Genomic DNA, 18,772 nt, shown 5'->3' on the forward strand with positions numbered 1-18,772 from the left:
CGGGCCTCCCGTCCGTCACGTGGCGGCTCGACGCGCGCTACACCAGATCGGGCGAGTCCAGCAGGTCCGTGACCAGAGCGGCGATCGCGGAGCGCTCGGAACGCGTCAGCGTCACGTGCGCGAAGAGCGGGTGCCCCTTGAGCCGCTCGATGACCGACGCGATCCCGTCGTGCCGGCCGACCCGCAGGTTGTCGCGTTGCGCGACGTCGTGGGTGAGCACCACCCGCGAGTTCTGGCCGATGCGCGAGAGCATGGTGAGGAGCACGTTCCGTTCGAGCGACTGGGCCTCGTCGACGATCACGAAGGCGTCGTGCAGGGAGCGGCCACGGATGTGCGTCAGGGGCAGCACCTCGATCAGGCCGCGCTCGATCACCTCGTCGAGCACGTTGTCCGAGACCACCGAACCGAGGGTGTCGTAGACGGCCTGCGCCCACGGGTTCATCTTCTCGCCGGCGTCACCCGGCAGGAAGCCGAGGTCCTGCCCGCCCACGGCGTACAGCGGCCGGAAGACCATGATCTTCTTGTGCTGTTGGCGTTCGAGCACCGCTTCGAGTCCGGCGCACAGGGCGAGCGCCGACTTGCCGGTGCCGGCGCTGCCGCCGAGCGAGACGATGCCGATCTCGGAGTCGAGCAGCGCGTCGATCGCGAGCCGCTGCTCGGCCGAGCGACCGCGGAGCCCGAAGACCTCGCGGTCGCCGCGCACCAGGGCGACTGCTCCGGCGACGTGCACGCGGCCGAGCGCCGATCCACGCTCGGAGTGGATGACGACCCCGGTGTTCACGGGGACGACGTCGAGCTTCGCGGAGCGGATCTCCTCTTTCTCGTACAGGTCGGACATCTGCTCGCCGGACACCTGCAGGTCGGCGATGCCGGTGTAGCCAGAGTCGACCGCGAGTTCGGCGCGGTACTCCTCGGCCGCCATGCCGATCGACGACGCCTTGACCCGGAGCGGCAGGTCCTTCGACACGACGACGACGTCGAGCCCGTCGTTCTTCAGGTTCGACGCGACGGCGAGGATGCGGGAGTCGTTGTCGCCGAGCTGCAGGCCCGACGGCAGGACGGACTGGTTGGAGTGGTTCAGTTCGACGCGGAACGAGCCGCCGTCACCGATCGCGATCGGGAAGTCGAGCCGCTCGTGTTCGATGCGCAGTTCGTCGAGCAGCCGGAGGGCCTGCCGGGCGAAGTACCCGATCTCCGGGTCGTTGCGCTTCGCTTCGAGTTCGCTGACGACCACCACGGGCAGGACCACGGCGTGCTCGGCGAAGCGGAACAAGGCCCGCGGATCGCTGAGGAGCACCGATGTGTCGAGCACGTACGTGCGCTGGGCGACCGATGTGGACGAGTCCGCGGTGTGCTGTTCCTGTGTTCCGCGAGAGACGTTCTGAGAGGTCACGACCACTCCATCCCCGGGCCGCGACGGGCCCGGTCCTGTCCTCGAACGCGGCCACGGAGCGGGTCCCGAAGCACCGACTGTGGCCGCTTCGATCGGGCGCGGTGCCCGATGGGGACAACGTACGTCCGGCCCCCGACACCCCGCCAGCGACACGCGGTTTCCGGAGTTACGGTCGCGTGAACAACGCGAGCGCAGCTCGTGACGCGGCTGGTCACGAGTTGTCTGTTGCGACCGCTCCAGCCGACAGGTGGTGACCACCCGGCGGACGTGAGCGGGGTGTCGTGACCGCGCGCAGGCAGCGGACGGGAGGCCCGTGGCGGCCTGACACCGCGCCTCCAGGCCGTCCGTTGGTCGCGACTCGTCACGCGCGCGACGTCGACTGGTCACGAACCGTCGGCCGCTGCGGCGCCAGCCGACGGTTCGTGACCACCCGGCGGACGTGAGCGTGGTGTCGTGACCGCGCGCAGGCAACGGACGGGAGGCCCGTGGCGGCCTGGCACCGCGCCTCCAGGCCGTCCGTTGGTCGCGACTCGTCACGCGCGCCGCGTCGACTGGTCGCGAACTGTCGGGCGCTGCGGCGCCAGCCGACGGTTCGTGACCACCCGGCGGACGTGAGCGGGGTGTCGTGCCCACCCGCGGGCCGCCGACCCGCAGCGCGGCGCCGCGCTGCTACTGCATGGTGGCGTACGAGACGCAGGCGTCGCGGAACATGTCGAGGGCCTCGTCGGTGGTCGACGGGAACACCGACACGCGCGCGACCCCGAGCCGCGTGGTCGCGGTGACTCCGTGGTTGTGCATCGCCGCGGACAGGGCGGTCACTCGCCCCTGCGTCGGCCGGAGCACCACGATGCCGGCGCGCTCTGCCGGGTCGCGGCTGGACTCGACCTCGAGCCCGAACTCGTCGGCGATCGCGAAGACACGCTCGACGCGGTCGGCGACTCGCTCCTGCACGGCGGCGACACCGACGGCGGTGAGGCGCTCGAGCGACACCGCGAGACGGGCCTGCGCGACCGGGTCGATGCGGGACATCTGGAAGCCGGCGGCTGCCGGACGGACGGCGGGGACCTCGGTCGGCCAGCCGGACGTGCCGTGCGGACCGGACAGCGCCGGACGGATCCGGTTCAGGGCGCGGTCGCTGAAGGCCACGAACCCGGTGCCCCACCCGGCGTGCAGCCACTTCTGCCCGCCGGTGGCGACCACGTCGGCGACCTCGTACGGGGCGTCGACGACACCGAAACCCTGGATGGCGTCGACGATGAGCAGGCGGTCGCCGATGACCTCGCGAATGGCGGCGAGGTCGGTCAGGTAGCCGGTGCGCCAGTCGACCAGCGACACCGCGACGGCGGTCACCTCGTCGGTCAGGCGCTCACGGATCAGCTCCGGCGTCACCCAGCCGGCACCCGACTCGATGACGACGGGCTGCACGCGGCCGCCGGTGGCCGACGCGGCGCTGGCCAGTGCGAGCGGCAGCGACGGGTACTCGTCGGCGGACACGAGCACACCCCCGGTCAGGCCGAAGGCGGTGTGCAGCAGGCCGGGGGTCGTGGCGGCCTGCGAGACGACCTGGTCCTCGCGGCGGCCGACCAGCCGCGCGGCGACGGCGCGGACGCGGGCGTCCTGCTCGTCGAGGGTCTCCATCGCGCCGAATCGCATGTGGGCCTGGATCGTGCCGAGCACGCGCTGCTCCTCGAGCACGGCGGTCTGCACGGGGCCGAACGCAGCGTGGTCGAGGTAACCGGGGTCTTCGGAGAAGCCGGCGGCGTACTCGTCGATGTTCACAGGTGGTGCACCTTTCACAGGGTTGAACCCTGAGAGCCTACTGGGACGTGGCTCCGCCGACGAACCCGGTGCGGCAGGTGGCTGGTGGCTGGGCGACCAGCCGCGCCCGACCGCACTCAGCCGCGCTCGGCCGCCGAAGCGACGCTCAACGGACGAAGCGACGCTCAGCCGCCGAAGCGACGCGAGCGGAGCCCGAAGTCGCGGACCGCACGGAGGAAGTCGACCTCGCGCAGGTCCGGGTAGAACGCCTCGACGAAGTAGAACTCGCTGTGCGCGCTCTGCCACAGCATGAAGTCGGACAGCCGCTGCTCGCCCGAGGTCCGGATCACCAGGTCGGGGTCCGGCTGGCCCTGCGTGTACAGGTGGTCGCCGATGAGCTCCGGCGTCAGCACCTCGGCCAGGGTGTCGATGGTGCCGCCACCCGCGCCGTGCGACTGCACGATGCTGCGCATGGCGTCCGCGATCTCGCGACGGCCCCCGTACCCGACGGCCAGGTTGACGTGCAGCCCCGTGCGTCCGGCGGTGCGCTGCTCGGCCCGTTCGAGCGCGGTCACCAGGTTGTCCGGCAGCCCCTCGTTCGAGCCGACGTGCTGCACGCGCCAGTCACGGTTGTCGGCCAGGACCCCGGCGAGGTCGGCGATGATCCCGACGAGTTCCTCGAGCTCTTCGCCGCCACGACCCGTCAGGTTGTCGGCGGACAGCAGGTAGAGCGTCACGACCTCGATGCCGAGGTCGTCGCACCAGGTCAGGAACTCCGGGATCTTCGCGGCGCCGGCGCGGTGGCCGTGTGCGGCGGACTCGAGCCCGAGCTGCTTCGCCCAGCGGCGGTTGCCGTCCACGATCATGGCGACGTGCTTGGGCTTCGCGGCCCCTTCGAGCTGGCGGCGGATCCGGCGCTGGTAGGCGCGGTAGAGGATCCCCCGCCCTGTCCATCCCGCCGTCCCGGTCACGCACCGAGCGTAGTGCACCACCTGGACGAGAGCCCTCGGGGTGCCCGCTCTGCGGACACGTGGCGGTCGTTCGGGATCAGGCCCTATGGTCGGGTCCATGCAGGACGAGCACGAGACCGGCACCCTCCCCCACGTCCCGTTCACGGAAGAGGCGACGGCCCCCACGTCGGAGCCCCGTCCCGCCTGGCGCGGCTGGATCCACCTCGGCGCGTTCCCGTTCGCGATCGCGATGGGGGTCGTCCTGATCACCCTCGCCGACAGCACCGCGGCGAAGGTCGGCAGTGCCGTGTTCATGGCGACGTCGCTGGCGATGTTCGGCGTCTCGGCGACCTACCACCGGTTCCCGTGGGGACCGAAGGTGAAGGCCGTGCTGAAGCGCATCGACCACACGAACATCCTGCTGCTCATCGCCGGCACCTACACGCCGATCGCGATCTGCGCCCTGCCGCACACGCTGATGGTCGTCGTGCTGTGGGTGATGTGGTCGGGCGCAGCGCTCGGCATCGCGTTCCGGGTGCTCTGGATCAACGCGCCCCGCTGGCTGTACGTGCCGATCTACCTGGTGCTCGGGTGTGCTGCCCTGGCGCTGCTACCGCAGTTCTTCGCGGCGAGCGTCCCGATGACCGTGCTCATCCTGTCCGGCGGCGTCGCGTACATCATCGGCGCGCTGGTCTACGGCTTCAAGCGGCCGAACCCGGTGCCGACGCAGTTCGGGTTCCACGAGGTGTTCCATGCCCTGACCGTCGTGGCGTTCGGTGCGCAGTGGGTCGGCGTGCTCATCGTGGCGCTGGACCCGGTGCGCTGACCGTCGCACGTTCCTGGTGCGCCCGCGCCCGGTTCCGGTCGGCGCGCGCACAAGGCGGACGGGAGGCCCGTGGCGATGCCGCCACGGGCCTCCAGTCCCTACCCGGTCGCGTCAGCCGCGCTCGGTGTCGTCGCCGACGTCGGCCCGGCCGTCCTCGGCCGCACGCCGCTCCGGCTCGTCCGTCGCGGTGCCGTCACCCGCGGTGCCGTTCGCCTCGGCCTCGAGCCGCTCCCGCACCTCGGCGCGGTAGCGGGTCCGGCGGATGCGCCGGGTCATGTCGACGACGAGCAGGATCGTCACGATGGCGACGAGCGCGATCGCGATGAACCCGACGACACCCGGGGTGACGTCGACGTCGGGGACGACCGAGGGGCTGGGACTGGGGGTGGCGGCGAGTGCCGCCGCGATGGTGCTCACGAGGTCGGTTCCTTGTCGGCTGGGATCCCGGCGAACAGGTCGGTCTCCGGGAGCTCGGTCGGCACGCGTGCCTCCACGAGCTGGTAGTCCTCGGTCGGCCACACCGTCGCGAGGAGGTCGTTCGGCCAGTAGAAGAAGGCGCTGTCCGGGGCGACCTGGCTGGCATGCGCGCGGAGTGCGGCGTCGCGCTGGTCGAAGTACTCGTGCACGTCCACGTGGGTGGTGGCGAGGTCGGGCCGGTCGGCGAACCGCTCGACCCACTCGCGCAGCTGCTCGACCGCGGGGCTGTCCGGGTCGCGCTCCTGCAGGGCTTCGAAGATCGTGCTGAAACGGCGCGGGTTCATCGTGCGCTCGTAGTAGAGCTTCGCGATCGACCAGGGTGCACCGGTGGTCGGGTACGCCGACGGGTCTGCGGCGGCGGACCACGCGGCCATCGACACCTCGTGCGTGCGGATGTGGTCGGGGTGCGGGTAGCCGCCGTTCTCGTCGTAGGTGACGAGCACGTGGGGGCGGAACCGGCGGATCACGCGGACCAGCGCCTCGGTGCTGTACTCGAGCGGGACCGTCGAGAACGTGCCCGGCCGCACCGTCTCGCCCTTCTCGGCGTCGGGCAACCCCGAGTCGTGGTACCCGAGCCACAGGTGGTCGATGCCGAGTGCCTGCTGCGCCGCGGCCATCTCGGTGCGGCGGTACCCGGCCATGTCGCGGTGCGCACGGCTCGTCGCCGGCTCGCCGAGCTGGTCGTTCAGGATGTCGCCGGCCTCGCCGCCGGTGCAGGACACGACGAGCACCTGGTGCCCGTCGGCCACGTACTTCGCGGCGGTCGCGGCACCCTTGCTCGACTCGTCGTCGGGGTGGGCGTGGACTGCCAGCAGGCGGTAGGGCACGTGGGGTTCCTCACTGCGGGTGAGCGGCGTCGGACGCGGGCAGCGCACAGCATCGCGTGAACTACCCTGGGATCAGGATATCCACCCCGGGAGCCCCGAACTGTCCGAACAGCACCAGACCGCCACGCTCGACGAGCGCTACGGCCGCACCCCGGCCCGCAAGCGCCGCAGCCGCCTCTTCGCGATCGTCGCGGCCATCGCGGTCGTCGTGGTCTTCGGGGCGTGGGTGATCTGGGCGGGGCTCGACCAGTCCGATCGTGGCCTCGACCAGGACGTCATCGGGTACGAGGTCCTGTCCGAGCACAGCACCGTCGTCCACTCGCAGGTGTCCGTCGATCCGGGCGTCGAGGCGAAGTGCGCCGTCCAGGTGCTCGACAAGAGCTACTCGATCGTGGGCTGGAAGGAGATCACCGTGCCGGCGTCCGAACAGCGCAGTCGGAGCATCTCCACGCAGGTCACCACGACGACGCGGGGCGTGACCGGGTTGATCCACGACTGCTGGATTCCCTAGACTGTCCTGATTCGCCTCTCGAGACCGACCACTCGGCCGGTCTCGTTTTTTCATGGTCGAAGGGACAGAACATGAGCAACGACACGCAGGTCACCTGGCTGACCCAAGAGGCGCACGACCGTCTCAAGGCGGAGCTCGACGAGCTGAGCGGCGAGGGCCGTGCCGAGATCGCGCGCCGCATCGAGGCCGCTCGCGAAGAGGGCGACCTCAAGGAGAACGGCGGCTACCACGCCGCCAAGGACGAGCAGGGCAAGATCGAGGCCCGCATCCGCGTCCTCACCGAGCTCCTCAAGCACGCCACCGTCAGCGAAGCCGAGTTCGACGGCACCGTCGAGCCGGGCACCGTCGTCACGGCGGTCATCGCCGGCGACGAGTCCACCTTCCTGGTCGGCAGCCGCGAGATCGTGGCCGAGGGCTCGGACCTGACGGTCTACAGCCCGGTCAGCCCCGTCGGCGCGGCCATCGTCGGCCTCAAGGCCGGCGACAAGGCCACCTACACGGCGCCGAACGGCAAGGAGATCGCCGTCGAGGTCGTCAAGATCGAGCGCTACGAGCCGTAGACCCGGCCCACTGCAGACAGGAGGCCCGTGGCGAGACCGCCATGGGCCTCCTGTCTGTCCGCTGGTCGCGCCCAGGGCGCGGGGCGGACGCGGAACGACATGAACGCTGTCGCACGACAGCGTTCATGTCGCGTCAGCCCGTCGCGGACTAGTGCTCCAGGAGCTCGGGGCGGAACCCGACCTCGTGCAGACGCTGGATGACCTCTTGCGCGTGCTCGGGGCCGCGGGCCTCGATCGACAGGTCGAGCGCGACCTCGTTGATGACCAGGCCCTGCCCGTGGCGGGTGTGCAGCACCTCGACCACGTTCGCGCCGGCGTCCGAGATGACCTGGGCGACGCGGGACAGCTGGCCCGGGCGGTCCGGCAGCATGATGCGGATCCCGATGTACCGGGACGCTGCAACGAGACCGCGGGTGATCACGCGCTCCATCATCAGCGGGTCGATGTTGCCGCCGCTCAGCAGCACCACGGTGCGGCCGGTGTCGCGGACGGCGCCGGACATGATCGCGGCGACGCCGACGGCCCCCGCGGCCTCGACCACGAGCTTGGCGCGCTCGAGCAGGACGAGCAGGGCGCGGGCGGTGTCGTCGTCCGAGACGGTGACGATGTCGTCGACCAGGTCGCGGATGATCGGGAAGTTTAGGTCGCCGGGCCGCGCCACCGCGATCCCGTCGGAGATGGTCGGCTTCGTGGTGATCGTGACGGGTTCACCGGCGCGGATCGACGACGGGTAGGCAGCGGCGTTCTCGGCCTGCACGCCGATCACCCGGATCGGCCGACCGAGCCGTTCGGCCATGCCCTTGACCGCGAGTGCGATGCCGGAGATGACACCGCCGCCACCGATCGGCACCACCACGGTGTCGACGTCCGGCACCTGGTCGATGATCTCGAGGCCGAGCGTGCCCTGCCCCGCGATGACGGCCGGGTGGTCGAACGGCGGGATGAACACGGCACCGGTGTGGGCGGCGAAGTCCTTCGCGGCGCTCAACGCTTCTTCCACGGAGTGGCCCCGCAGCACGACGTCGGCGCCGTAGTGGCGGGTGGCCTGCAGCTTCGGCAGGGCGACCCCGACCGGCGTGAAGATCGTCGCGGGGATCCCGAGCTCGCGCGCAGCGAGCGCGACGCCCTGCGCGTGGTTGCCGGCACTGGCGGCGACGACGCCCTTGGCGCGCTGTTCGGCGGACAGGGTGGAGAGCCGGTTGTAGGCACCGCGCACCTTGTACGCACCGGTGCGCTGCAGGTTCTCGCACTTCAGGTGCACCGGGGACCCGAGCAGTTCGGCGAGGAACTGCGACGTCTCCATCGGGGTGACTCGCGCGACGCCCTTGATGGTCTCGCGCGCCGCCTCGATGTCCGCGAGGGTCGGGATCGCGGTGAGCGTGTGCGGGGATGCGCTGGTGTCGGTCACTCCCCCATCATCGTCGTTCCGAGCCGCGGCGGCGAACTCGTGTGACGCTCAGTTGGTGCTGGCGGTGCCTTCTTCGGCCGAGGGACCGGCGTCGACACCCGGGGCCGGGACGTCGTCGCCGACCTTGTGCCGGCGCCGCCGGAGCAACTGGATCTGGCCGTGCTGCCCGCGCTTCGGCGTCGCTTCGAGCACGTGGTCGGAGTCGAGCCGGCGCCAGCGGCCGCTCGCGATGGTGGTGACCATGGCGTTCAGCGTCGCGATCAGCGGCACGGCGAAGAAGGCTCCGGCGATGCCGGCGAGACCCGACGCCGCGGTGACGCCGAGGACGACCGCGAGCGGGTGGACCTTGACCGCGTTGCCCATGACGAGGGGCTGCAGGATGTGCCCCTCGATCTGCTGCACGAGGAGCACGACGCCGAGGACCAGGACGGCGGCGAGGGGGCCGTTGAAGATCAGTGCGACGAACACCGCCAAGAAGCCCGTGACGATGGCGCCGACGACCGGGATGAAGGCGCCGAGGAAGACGAAGGCCGCGATCGGGATCACGAGCGGCATGCCACCGAAGAAGAGCCCGACGATGAAGGACCCCAGGCCGATGCCGACCGCGTCGACGAAGGCGACGAAGATCTGCACCCGGATGAAGCTCGTCAGGGTGATCCAGCCGGCGACACCGGCGCCGTCGACCGCTGCGCGCGCCTTCTTCGGGAACAGCCGGACGGACCAGCGCCAGACGTTCTTGCCGTCGATCAGCAGGAAGATCGTGGTGAACAGGGTGATGAAGAGCGCTGCGAACGCATGGGTTGCACCCGACCCGGCACTGGCGACACCGGACAGGATCGACGCGGAGTTGTCCTGCAGCCACTTCGTGCCGTCGTCGAGCCAGCCGTTGACGTCGGTCTGGCTGATGCCGAACCCGGAGTTCAGGACGAAGTCCTTGATGTTGGCGTACTGGTCGATCGTCCGGTCACGCAGGGACGGGTACGACGCGATCACCTGGTCGACGACGAGCCAGACCAGGGCACCCAGGGCCGCGACGCCGCCGAGCAGGCTCATGACGACCGCGAGCCACTTCGGCACGTGGTGGCGCTGCAGCCAGTTCGAGATCGGCACCAGGAGCGCCGAGACGACGATCCCGACCAGGAAGGGGATGAGGATTTCGCTGAAGACCGTGACCAGCCAGATGAAGACGGCGATCACACCCACGACGACGAGCGCTCGCCACGACCACGCACCGGCGATGCGGACGCCGATCGGGACCGATTCCTCGACCACGGGGTCGGGATGAGTCTGCTTGCTTCCCCATGCCATGGCCTGATTGTACCGACGTGCTTCCGGTCAGGTGCCAGATGCGGCATACGTGCATGGATCCTCGTGTCGGCGGCCTTCGGTAGCGTCGCCGCATGCCCAGGTCGACGCTCTCCGCCGCCGAGGCCCGTCGGGTCGCACTCGCCGCACAGGGGTTCGGACGACCACCCGCCGACGCGGTGTCGACACGTGCGGTGAACCCCGCGTTCGGGCGGCTCGGGCTGCTGCAGATCGACTCTGTCAACGTGTTCGAACGCAGCCACTACCTGCCGCTCTTCGCCCGGCTCGGCACCTACGACCGGTCGACGCTCGACCGGCTGACGCTCGGGCGGTCCGGCCCGTACACCGAGTACTGGGCGCACGAGGCCGCGTTCATCCCCCGCGACGACCTGCGGCTGTTCCGGTGGCGGATGGACGCCCTGCGGGAGCGCGACGCCGGACCGACCCGGATCGACGGGGTCACCCGGACCGCTGCCGTCCGCCGCGAGCTGCACGCCCTGCTGCGGGCCGAGGGGCCGATGCCCGCCAGCGCGGTGGAGCACGAGTCGAACGTGCGACGTGGCCCCTGGTGGGGGTGGAGCGACGTGAAGCTCGGGCTCGAGCAGATGTTCCGGTGGGGCGAGACGGTCAGCGCCGGACGCGCCGGGTTCGAGCGCGTCTACGCCCTGCCCGAGCAGGTGCTGCCCGACGGCTTCCTCGAGACCGCTCCGGCACGCGCCGACGCCGTGCTCGAACTCGTGCGTCGGGCATCGCGCGCGCTCGGTGTCGGCACCCGAGCGGACATCGCGGACTACTACCGACTGCGCTCCGACGACACCGCCGCCGCGATCGCCGCACTCGCCGCCGCCGGGGAACTCGTCCCGGTGCGGGTCGAGGGCTGGGGCGAGCGGGCCTGGCTCCACGCCGATGCGCGGGTACCCCGGCAGCTGACGGCGGACGCGGTGCTGAGCCCCTTCGACCCGGTCGTCTGGTTCCGACGGCGGGCCGAGCGGATGTACGGCTTCCACTACCGGATCGAGATCTACACGCCGGCGCCGAAGCGGGTGTTCGGCTACTACGTGCTCCCGGTGCTGCAGGACGACCGGCTCGTCGGTCGGATCGACCTGAAGAGCGACCGGCAGCGGGGCGTGCTCCGGGTCCGGACCGCGTGGCAGGAACCCGGCGAGCACCTGGACCCCGAGCGACTCGCCGAGACCCTGCGGCGGACCGCGAGCTGGCAGGGCCTGGGGGCGATCGAGGTGACCGATCGTGGCACCGCAGCACCTGCCGTTGCCGGAGCGCTCGGTCTCCCCCTGGTGCCGCACGTGTCCGCGGACGACACGGATGCGGCTCAGCCGGTCGCGCGTGCCGAGCAGGACGCGGCAGTCGACGACGCTGGTGACGCTCGCTGACCCGTCAGAACCGCTCGGCGTTCGCGCGCAGACGAGCGATGCGGTCGGGCAGCGGCGGGTGCGTCGAGAACAGCCGGTCCATCACCCCGGGGCGCATCGGGTCGGCGATCCACAGGTGCGCCATCGAGGAGTTCTGCGTCTGCACCGGACGGCCGTACGCCCCGAGCTTCTCGAGCGCCCGCGCCAGGCCCTCGGGGTACCGCGTGGTCATCACGCCCGTCGCGTCCGCCAGGTACTCGCGCTGCCGGGACACCGCGGCTTGCACGCCCGCCGCGGCGATCGGGGCCACGACGACGGCGGCGATGCCGGCGATCAACAGGACCGGGTTGGCGCTGCCGCCGTTGTCCGAGTTGCGGTTCCGCCCGCCGGACAGACCGCTGAAGACCGAGATGCGGAGCAGGATGTCGGCGATGAATCCGACGGCCACGACGAGACCGAAGACCATCGTGGACACCCGGATGTCGTAGTTGCGGACGTGCCCGAGCTCGTGCGCCATCACGCCCTGCAGCTCCTGGTCGTCCATGAGCTCGAGCAGCCCGGTCGTCGCCGCGACGACCGCGTGCTCGGGGTCCCGCCCGGTGGCGAAGGCGTTCGGGGCGGGGTCGGGGATGACGAACACCCGGGGCATCGGCATGCCGGTCGAGATGGCCAGGTTCTCGACGGTGCGCCAGAGTCGCGGCTCGGCGGCCCGGTCGATCTCGATCCCACCCGCGATGGCGGTGGCCTGTCGTGCCGCCAGGAAGTACTGCAGCACGGCGTAGCCCAGTGCGACCACCAGGACGATGAACCCGATCGAGACGTTCCCGGCGAGGTACCCGCCGAGGAACCCGAGCGCACCGATGATCAGCAGGAACACCAGGACGATGACGACGGTGTTCCGCTTGTTCCGCGCGATGGCGCTGTACACGTCGGCTCCGACGCTGGGGTCAGAACTGGACGCGCGGCGGCTCGGCGATGGCCGCCGGCTCGTTCGTCTCGAAGAACGTGGCCTCGGTGAAGCCGCGGTTCTTCGCGAACGTGGAGTTCGGGAACACCCGGATCTTCGTGTTCAGCTCGCGCACGCCACCGTTGTAGAACCGTCGAGCGGCCTGGATCTTGTCCTCGGTGTCGACGAGCTCGGACTGCAGCTGCAGGAAGTTCTGGCTCGACTGCAACTGCGGGTACCCCTCGGCCACCGCGAAGACGCTCTTCAGTGCCTTCTGCATGTGTCCCTCGGCAGCGGAGGCCGTGTCTGCGTCACCGGCCGACAGGGTCTCGGCGCGGGCCTTCGTCACGTCGTCGAAGACCGCCTTCTCGTGCGTGGCGTACCCCTTGACGGTGTCGACGATCGTGGGGATGAGGTCGGCGCGGCGCTTCAGCTGCACCGAGATGTCGCTCCAGGCTTCGTCGACCCGGACCTTGAGCGTGACGAGGGCGTTGTACGTCACCCAGAGGTAGATCCCGATGATCACCAGGATGACCACCACCACTCCGACGACGATGAGCGTCGTGACGAGTCCGGTGTCCATGCGGGCGTACTCCTTTGCGCGTCGGGATCCGCGGTGCTGCGATGGCCTGAACGGCCGTCGTGAAGTCTATCGATGCAGTCTGCATGCTCCGTTCGCTGAGCAGTGTTCACGGCCGATTCCCGAGTCACGCACACCGCGCATTCGGACTGCTGCCCGATCCGCAACCTCATCCGCGAGGTGTATTGACCAGAGGCGCTCGATCCCGTGGGATGGGTCCGGTGAACACGCGCGGGGACAACGTGGACGAAGGGGCCGTCGGGGGCGACGGCCCTCGTCGTCGACCCCGCTTCGCCCTGCTCGCAGCGGCGACGACGGTCCTCGTCGCGGCCCTCCTCGGTGCCGCGGCAGCACCGGCCGTCGCGGTCGCCGTGACTGCGGAGCCCCAGGCCGCCGCGGCTGCGGAACCCCGAGCCGCAGCGGCTCCCACGGACGCGTCCCCGCCCACGGCCGAGCCGACGGCGAGTCCCGATCCGAGCGAGATCGCGCCGCCGAGCACGGGCCGACCGGGCGCTCCGTTGCCGACCCCCACGCGTCCGGCCGTGCGGCCCACGATCGCGGATCCCGGTGACGTCACGACGGGCACCACCCGCTTCCACGGCACCGGCACGCCGGGGCACAGCGTCCGGGTGTCCGGTCCGACCGCGACCGGTTCGTCCGGGTGCACGGCCCGGGTGGGGTCCGACGGATCCTGGGCATGCCTCGGCACCGTCCGGTCCGGCCCGCAGCAGGTCTTCACGGTGCGTGACCTCGTCGCCACCGGACTCCCCGTCGCGAACGCTCCGGCCTCGGACGTCATCGTCCCGCCGACCCTGCAGGCTGCCGGCCCCACCGGCGGCACCGTGTCCGGCACCGGGTTCCCCGGATCGACGGTGACGCTGTCGGTGTCCGGGTCCACGACCGAGCAGACCGCCCTGGTCGGCCCGGACGGTCGGTGGGTCGCAGCACTCGGCACCCGAGCGGACGGCCGGTTCACCGTGACCGCCTCGCAGACGGCCAGTACCGCGCGCGGCTACCGGTCCGACCTGCGGAGCGCGGCATCGGCGCCCGTGACGGTCACGGTCGACCGCACCGCACCGGCTGCCCCGCGCATCACGACGCCGGACGACGGCCAGCGGATCGGCACCCGGTCGACGACGGTGACCGGCACCGGCGAGCCCGGCGCTCGCGTGACGGTGTACGTCGATCGTGCTCCGGTGTGCGGCGTGGTGGTGGGGACGGACGCCTCGTGGTCGTGCTCCACCGCGGGATCGACCCTGCGCGCCGGCGAGCACCGGCTCACCGCGACGCAGCACGACGCTGCGGGCAACTACTCCCGGTCCTCGGCCGCCGTGCGGGTCACGGCGGGATCCGCGACGACGGCGCCGACCGGCACACCGACCCCGGGCGCGACGGACACCCCGGGGGGCCCCGGAGGGCCGACGCCGGGCTCCGACGCGACGGCGGGCACCCCCGGCACGGCGGGCACCGGCGTCGATGGCACGCCCGGCGCTGGCACGCCCGGCACCGGCACCGGCACCGGAACGGACAGCGGCAACCACGGCAACGGTGGCAACGGCCCCACGGCCGGCGGTGGCTCAGGCAGCGGCAGTGGCAGTGGCAGTGGCAGTGGCTCCGGCACCGGTAGCCCGGCCGGCGTCGGCAGCGCCGGAGGACACACCGACTGGTCCGGCCCCGCCGGCGACTGGACCGCGGCGACCTCCTACGACGGCACCGTCCCGACCATCCAGGCCGCGTTCTCGTGGCGGACCGTCCTGGTCGCCACCGCCGTCGCAGCCGGGTTCCTCCTGTTGATCGCCGCGCCGCTGGCGCTGGTGGCCGCCGTCGCCCGCGGCCGTCTCCGGTCGCCGTTCGCCGGGCTCCTCGGCCGCAACCGCTCCCGGTCCGACCGTGCCCGGGGCGACGACGTCCTGCCGACCTGGGCATCCATCACCATCGCGGTGTCCATCGCGGCCCTCTGCACCCTGCTCGGCGTCGGTGTCGAGCTCGAGGCCCGGTACGCCCGTCTGGCGATCGCGGTCCTCGCCGGTACCGCGGTCCTGACCGCCGCGGTCGTGTTCGCCACACGGTGGGCAGCGGGCACCGACCACCGGACCATCGGCTTCCGGGTGTCGCCGTGGCTGGTGCTCGCGGCGCTCGTGGCCTGCGGCATCACGCGCGTGGCAGACCTCTCCCCCGCCCTCATCGTCGGCGTCGTACTCGTCCCGTCGGGCAGGCCCGGTCTGGGCACCGGCCCGCTCCGCCTCGGCACCGGGATCGCCGCGAGCGCCCGGGGAGCGACCTGGCGGGTGCTGGCCCTGCTCGGTCTCGCGGCGGTCGGCTGGGTGCTGCACAGCCTGCTCGCCGGCGGGGGCTTCTGGGTGTCGCTCGGGTCGGAGTTCGCCATCACGCTGTGCGTCGGCGGCCTGGGTGCCGTGGTCGCGACCCTGCTGCCCGTCACCGGGTCCGCCGGCAGCGCGCTGCTCGCCGCTTCGCGCGGTCGGTACGTCGCGCTCGCGGTGGTCGCCGTGGCGCTGACCACGGCCGTCTACTCGGGGACCACCGGGACGCACGCCGCCCCGGTACTGCTCGTCGGGATCGCCGCAGCGTGCGTGGCGGCCGCGATCGCGGCCCTGGTCTGGCTGCGCACCGAGCGGCGCGCGGCGCGCGTCTGAAACGAGCCCGGCCTCCCGACCGGGTCCGCTGGTCGCGTCACGACGGTGCTCGGACGGCGACGGCCTGGAGGCCCGTGGTGACGCCGCCCCACGCCTGCCGTCCGTCAGCCGGTCGCGTCCACCGCGCGCCGGGGCGCGTTGCGGGCGAAGAGGCCGGGCAGCAGCCCGCCGATCTTCGTCCCGATGCACAGGCTGACGAAGGTCGCGAGCGGAGTGGCGAGCGCCTCGGGGTCGAAGGTGGCCACCGCCACCAGCCCGACCGTCCCCGGCACGAGCAGCAGGAACGCCGGGAAGAACGACACCGTCGCCGGGATCGCCGGCACCAGCCGCTCGAGCAACCGTGTCGCGACGAAGAGCAGCGCCGCTGCGGCACCGGTCGCGACGACACTGCCCCAGAGCGGCGTCGTCCCGCTCACCACGGCGTAGGCGGTGACCATGACCGCCACCGACACGAGCGTCAGGCGCCACCCGGACCGGAACACCAGGCCGAGTCCGACCGCGAGCACCACGACCGCCACCCACGAGACCCAGTAGACCGGCACGGCCTCCCAGCCGGCCAGGTCCGTGCCGACGCCCGCGACCTCGCCCACGAGCGCTGCCGACGACGGGTCCACGTGCAGCCCGGTCAGGGCACTGCCCGACGCGATGCCGGCGGCCATGAAGCCGAGCATGATGAGGCCCTGCACCAGTCGCGACGACCCGGTGACGATGTCCGCGGCGGTGAGTTCGAGCAGGGCATTGGTGATGAGGGCGCCGGGGACGAACACCGCCACCGGAGCGCACACGGCGAAGAGCGGGACCTGCTCGAACCCGGCACCCGCGGCGACGAGGCCGACGATGGCCGTCGACACGAACGCGGCCAGGAACGGGATGATCGCCACGGCCTCACGGAAGCGCCGGAGGACCAGGCCGATCACCCCGACCAGCCCACCGACGACGAGCGCCAGGACGATCGCCCACCACGGGCAGCGGAACACGACGGCCAGACCGGCCGAGGTCAGGGCGTTGCCGAGGATCCACGGCAGGGCGGGCGGCGGGACGGTGCCGGCGCGGATGGCCCGGACGCGGGCGGGGATCTCGGCGAGGGCGATGGAGCCGCTCTCGAGCCCGAGCACCACGCGGTTCGCACGAGCCGCCTGGCGGGAGGACAGTTCGATGCCCTCGGCGTTGACGATGGTGGCGGCGCCGGTGGAGACCTCGCTCACCATCACCAGGGCGGGCAGGACGCCGATCGCGAGCGTCGGTCCGACCCCGGCGGCGTCCCGGGCCTTCTCGAGCGCCGACCGGACGTCGGTGACGGAGCTGCCGGCGTCCAGGAGCAGCGCACCGAGGGTGCCGAGGAGCATGCCGACCGGGACGCTCTCGCCGTCGACGACCTCGACGTGGGCCTCCGGTCGGCGGAGGGCGTTCTGCAGGTTGGCGAGTGCGCTTCCGAGTCCGACCACGATCGTCGATGCTACTGGTCGCGCGGGTTCCGCGGGGTGCGCGGTAATTGGTACCCCCGGTGGGACTCGAACCCACAACTCAGCGATTGTACGTCGTGTGTCGGTTCTCGAAGTCGGTACCCCCGGTGGGACTCGAACCCACAACTCAGCGATTTTAAGTCGCGTGCCTCTACCGATTGGGCCACGGGGGCGGGCCGCAACAGCCTACCGATGCACGAAGGCGGTCACCCCGCACGGGGTGACCGCCTTCGTGGCGAGCGGTGCTACTTGGCGTCGGCCGGGGCCGTCACCGGCTCGGGGGCGTTGGAGACGTCCTTCGCGGGCTCGCCGTAGACGGGGCCGGCGGCACCGGCGACCTTGCCCTCTTCCGGAGCGGGGGCTGCGGCGGGCGCAGCCGGGGCCTCGGCAGCGGGCTTCGGACGGGACGCGAACGCCTCGAACGCGGCACGCGGGGTCTCGCGGTCGTCGAGCGACACGATGTCGCGGCCCAGGAAGAAGCCACCGACCCAGTCGCCGATGACGCGCCACTTGCGCTCCCACGACGGCATGGCCAGGCCGTGGTAGCCGCGGTGTGCGCCCCAGGCCAGGAAGCCCTTCATGGCGAACTTGCCGGACTGGAACACACCGGTTCCCAGGCCGAGGCCCGCGACGGCACCGAGGTTCTCGTGCTTGTAGTCGGTCGTCGCCTCGCCACGGATGGTCGCGACGACGTTCTTCGCGAGCTGCTTGGCCTGGCGCACGGCGTGCTGGGCGTTCGGCACGCAGAACCCGCCGACACCGCCCCCGGTCAGGTCCGGCACGGCTGCGACGTCGCCGCAGGCCCATGCGTCGGCGATCACGCCGTTGTCGTCAACCACGCGCAGGTCGGGCTGCACGCGGATGCGACCGCGCTGCTCGAGCGGGAAGTCGGTGCCCTTGACCATCGGGTTCGCCATGACGCCGGCGGTCCAGATGATGAGGTCGGACGGGATCGTCTCGATCGCGCCGTCGCTCGTCTTGAGCTCGCAGACGCCGCCGACGGCCGAGGCCAGCTGCGTCTCGAGGTGCACGGTCGCGCCGCGCTCGGCGAGGTTCTTGAGCACCCAGTGCGAGGTCTCGAGCGAGACCTCGGGCATGATGCGGCCCATCGCCTCGACCAGGTGGAAGTGCGTGTCGTCGAAGGACAGCTGCGGGTGGCTCTTCAGCAGGTCGGTGACGAAGGAGCGGAGCTCGGCGAACACCTCGATGCCGGCGAAGCCACCACCGACGACGACGACGGTGAGCAGGCGGTCGCGCTCGGGACCGGCCGGCAGGTTCGCCGCCTTGTGGAAGTTGCTGAGGATGCGGTCACGGATGGACGCGGCTTCCTCGATGGTCTTCAGGCCGATGGCCTCGTCCGCGACGCCCGGGATCGGGAACGTGCGGGACACCGCGCCGGCGGTCATGACGATCTGGTCGTAGGACTCCTCCCACGCCTCGCCCTCGGTGGGGGTGATCGTCGCCGTCTTGGTGGCGTGGTCGACCTTGGTGACCTTCGCCGTGACGACGCGCGTCTTCTTGAGGTGACGGCGGTGCGCGACGACCGCGTGACGCGGCTCGATCGAACCGGCGGCGACCTCGGGCAGGAACGGCTGGTACGTCATGTACGGCAGCGGGTCCACCATGACGACCTCGGCTTCGCCCTGGCGAAGGTGCTTCTCGAGCTTCCATGCGGTGTAGAAACCGGCGTAACCGCCGCCGACGACGAGGATCTTGGGCACGGGGGATGATCTCCTTGGATGGG

At 71.5% G+C, this 18,772-nt stretch carries 16 protein-coding genes and 1 tRNA gene; 5 read left to right on the forward strand and 12 right to left on the reverse strand.

Going from position 1 to position 18,772, the window contains the following annotated elements:
- Nucleotides 1-37: 37 nt before the first annotated feature.
- The 3 genes from H489_RS26385 to H489_RS26395 all read right to left on the reverse strand — a co-directional run bounded on the left by H489_RS26385 (nucleotide 38) and on the right by H489_RS26395 (nucleotide 4,122).
- A complete protein-coding gene (locus tag H489_RS26385; protein ID WP_017886732.1) occupies nucleotides 38-1,399 on the reverse strand; it encodes a PhoH family protein in 1,362 nt (453 codons plus the stop codon).
- Nucleotides 1,400-2,062: 663 nt separating this feature from the next.
- Entirely contained in the window at nucleotides 2,063-3,172 is a 1,110-nt protein-coding gene (locus H489_RS26390) for an aminotransferase class V-fold PLP-dependent enzyme (RefSeq protein ID WP_017886733.1), read from the reverse strand.
- A gap of 164 nt (nucleotides 3,173-3,336) precedes the next feature.
- Nucleotides 3,337-4,122 (reverse strand): isoprenyl transferase, encoded by a 786-nt coding sequence (locus H489_RS26395; protein ID WP_031259495.1) that lies wholly within the window; start codon nucleotides 4,120-4,122, stop codon nucleotides 3,337-3,339.
- A 97-nt stretch (nucleotides 4,123-4,219) separates the two neighbouring features.
- Here H489_RS26395 and trhA point away from each other — a divergent pair, with 97 nt between their 5' ends.
- On the forward strand, nucleotides 4,220-4,927 hold the full coding sequence (trhA, locus tag H489_RS26400; RefSeq protein WP_042537844.1) for a PAQR family membrane homeostasis protein TrhA: 708 nt from the start codon (nucleotides 4,220-4,222) through the stop codon (nucleotides 4,925-4,927).
- 111 nt (nucleotides 4,928-5,038) lie between these two features.
- Here the strand turns inward: trhA and H489_RS26405 are convergent, their stop codons facing one another.
- Together H489_RS26405 and mca are read right to left on the reverse strand one after the other, a co-directional pair.
- Complete coding sequence (locus H489_RS26405) at nucleotides 5,039-5,344, reverse strand: hypothetical protein (protein ID WP_017886736.1); 306 nt, start codon at nucleotides 5,342-5,344, stop codon at nucleotides 5,039-5,041.
- Entirely contained in the window at nucleotides 5,341-6,231 is an 891-nt protein-coding gene (gene mca / locus H489_RS26410; protein WP_017886737.1) for a mycothiol conjugate amidase Mca, read from the reverse strand. The genes H489_RS26405 and mca overlap by 4 nt, the downstream gene beginning before the upstream one ends.
- 19 nt (nucleotides 6,232-6,250) lie before the next feature.
- Between mca and H489_RS26415 the strand changes: the two genes are divergently transcribed.
- Both H489_RS26415 and greA read left to right on the forward strand, forming a co-directional pair.
- Nucleotides 6,251-6,742 carry a DUF4307 domain-containing protein gene (locus tag H489_RS26415; protein WP_017886738.1) on the forward strand — a complete coding sequence of 164 codons (492 nt, stop codon included), beginning with the start codon at nucleotides 6,251-6,253 and terminating at the stop codon, nucleotides 6,740-6,742.
- Nucleotides 6,743-6,813: 71 nt separating this feature from the next.
- On the forward strand, nucleotides 6,814-7,302 hold the full coding sequence (gene greA, locus H489_RS26420; protein WP_017886739.1) for a transcription elongation factor GreA: 489 nt from the start codon (nucleotides 6,814-6,816) through the stop codon (nucleotides 7,300-7,302).
- Nucleotides 7,303-7,450: 148 nt separating this feature from the next.
- Here greA and ilvA read toward each other — a convergent pair whose 3' ends face one another.
- Together ilvA and H489_RS0118760 are read right to left on the reverse strand one after the other, a co-directional pair.
- Entirely contained in the window at nucleotides 7,451-8,710 is a 1,260-nt protein-coding gene (ilvA, locus tag H489_RS26425) for a threonine ammonia-lyase (RefSeq protein ID WP_017886740.1), read from the reverse strand.
- Nucleotides 8,711-8,758: 48 nt separating this feature from the next.
- Entirely contained in the window at nucleotides 8,759-10,018 is a 1,260-nt protein-coding gene (locus H489_RS0118760) for an AI-2E family transporter (protein WP_042537710.1), read from the reverse strand.
- 92 nt (nucleotides 10,019-10,110) lie between these two features.
- On the opposite strand from H489_RS0118760, the gene H489_RS26430 reads away from it, so the two are divergent.
- Nucleotides 10,111-11,406: a winged helix-turn-helix domain-containing protein gene (locus H489_RS26430; RefSeq protein WP_017886742.1), complete on the forward strand. Its 1,296-nt coding sequence runs from the start codon at nucleotides 10,111-10,113 to the stop codon at nucleotides 11,404-11,406.
- A gap of 4 nt (nucleotides 11,407-11,410) precedes the next feature.
- Here H489_RS26430 and H489_RS26435 read toward each other — a convergent pair whose 3' ends face one another.
- Nucleotides 11,411-12,313, reverse strand: coding sequence for a M48 family metalloprotease (locus H489_RS26435; RefSeq protein ID WP_017886743.1), 903 nt, complete (start codon nucleotides 12,311-12,313; stop codon nucleotides 11,411-11,413).
- Between the two features lie 19 nt (nucleotides 12,314-12,332).
- Nucleotides 12,333-12,914, reverse strand: coding sequence for a LemA family protein (locus H489_RS26440; RefSeq protein WP_017886744.1), 582 nt, complete (start codon nucleotides 12,912-12,914; stop codon nucleotides 12,333-12,335).
- Between the two features lie 218 nt (nucleotides 12,915-13,132).
- Between H489_RS26440 and H489_RS38155 the strand changes: the two genes are divergently transcribed.
- On the forward strand, nucleotides 13,133-15,565 hold the full coding sequence (locus H489_RS38155) for an Ig-like domain-containing protein (RefSeq protein ID WP_167578299.1): 2,433 nt from the start codon (nucleotides 13,133-13,135) through the stop codon (nucleotides 15,563-15,565).
- 104 nt (nucleotides 15,566-15,669) lie between these two features.
- On the opposite strand, the gene H489_RS26450 is transcribed toward H489_RS38155, so the two are convergent.
- The 3 genes from H489_RS26450 to H489_RS26460 all read right to left on the reverse strand — a co-directional run bounded on the left by H489_RS26450 (nucleotide 15,670) and on the right by H489_RS26460 (nucleotide 18,749).
- Entirely contained in the window at nucleotides 15,670-17,010 is a 1,341-nt protein-coding gene (locus H489_RS26450; protein ID WP_017886745.1) for a threonine/serine exporter family protein, read from the reverse strand.
- Between the two features lie 117 nt (nucleotides 17,011-17,127).
- Nucleotides 17,128-17,201 (reverse strand) — tRNA-Leu (locus H489_RS26455).
- A 72-nt stretch (nucleotides 17,202-17,273) separates the two neighbouring features.
- The gene (locus H489_RS26460; RefSeq protein ID WP_017886746.1) at nucleotides 17,274-18,749 is read right to left on the reverse strand and encodes an NAD(P)/FAD-dependent oxidoreductase; all 1,476 of its coding nucleotides are present in this window, start codon (nucleotides 18,747-18,749) and stop codon (nucleotides 17,274-17,276) included.
- Nucleotides 18,750-18,772 lie beyond the last annotated feature (23 nt).

It is taken from the genome of Curtobacterium flaccumfaciens UCD-AKU (genome assembly GCF_000349565.1).
Taxonomy (GTDB): domain Bacteria; phylum Actinomycetota; class Actinomycetes; order Actinomycetales; family Microbacteriaceae; genus Curtobacterium; species Curtobacterium poinsettiae.

Excerpts from the sequence above, each read along its gene's own strand:
- trhA (WP_042537844.1), top strand. The coding sequence starts at position 4,220 with ATGCAGGACGAGCACGAGACCGGCACCCTCCCCCACGTCCCGTTCACG.
- H489_RS26440 (WP_017886744.1), bottom strand. The coding sequence starts at position 12,914 with ATGGACACCGGACTCGTCACGACGCTCATCGTCGTCGGAGTGGTGGTG.
- H489_RS26430 (WP_017886742.1), top strand. The coding sequence starts at position 10,111 with ATGCCCAGGTCGACGCTCTCCGCCGCCGAGGCCCGTCGGGTCGCACTC.
- greA (WP_017886739.1), top strand. The coding sequence starts at position 6,814 with ATGAGCAACGACACGCAGGTCACCTGGCTGACCCAAGAGGCGCACGAC.
- H489_RS0118760 (WP_042537710.1), bottom strand. The coding sequence starts at position 10,018 with ATGGCATGGGGAAGCAAGCAGACTCATCCCGACCCCGTGGTCGAGGAA.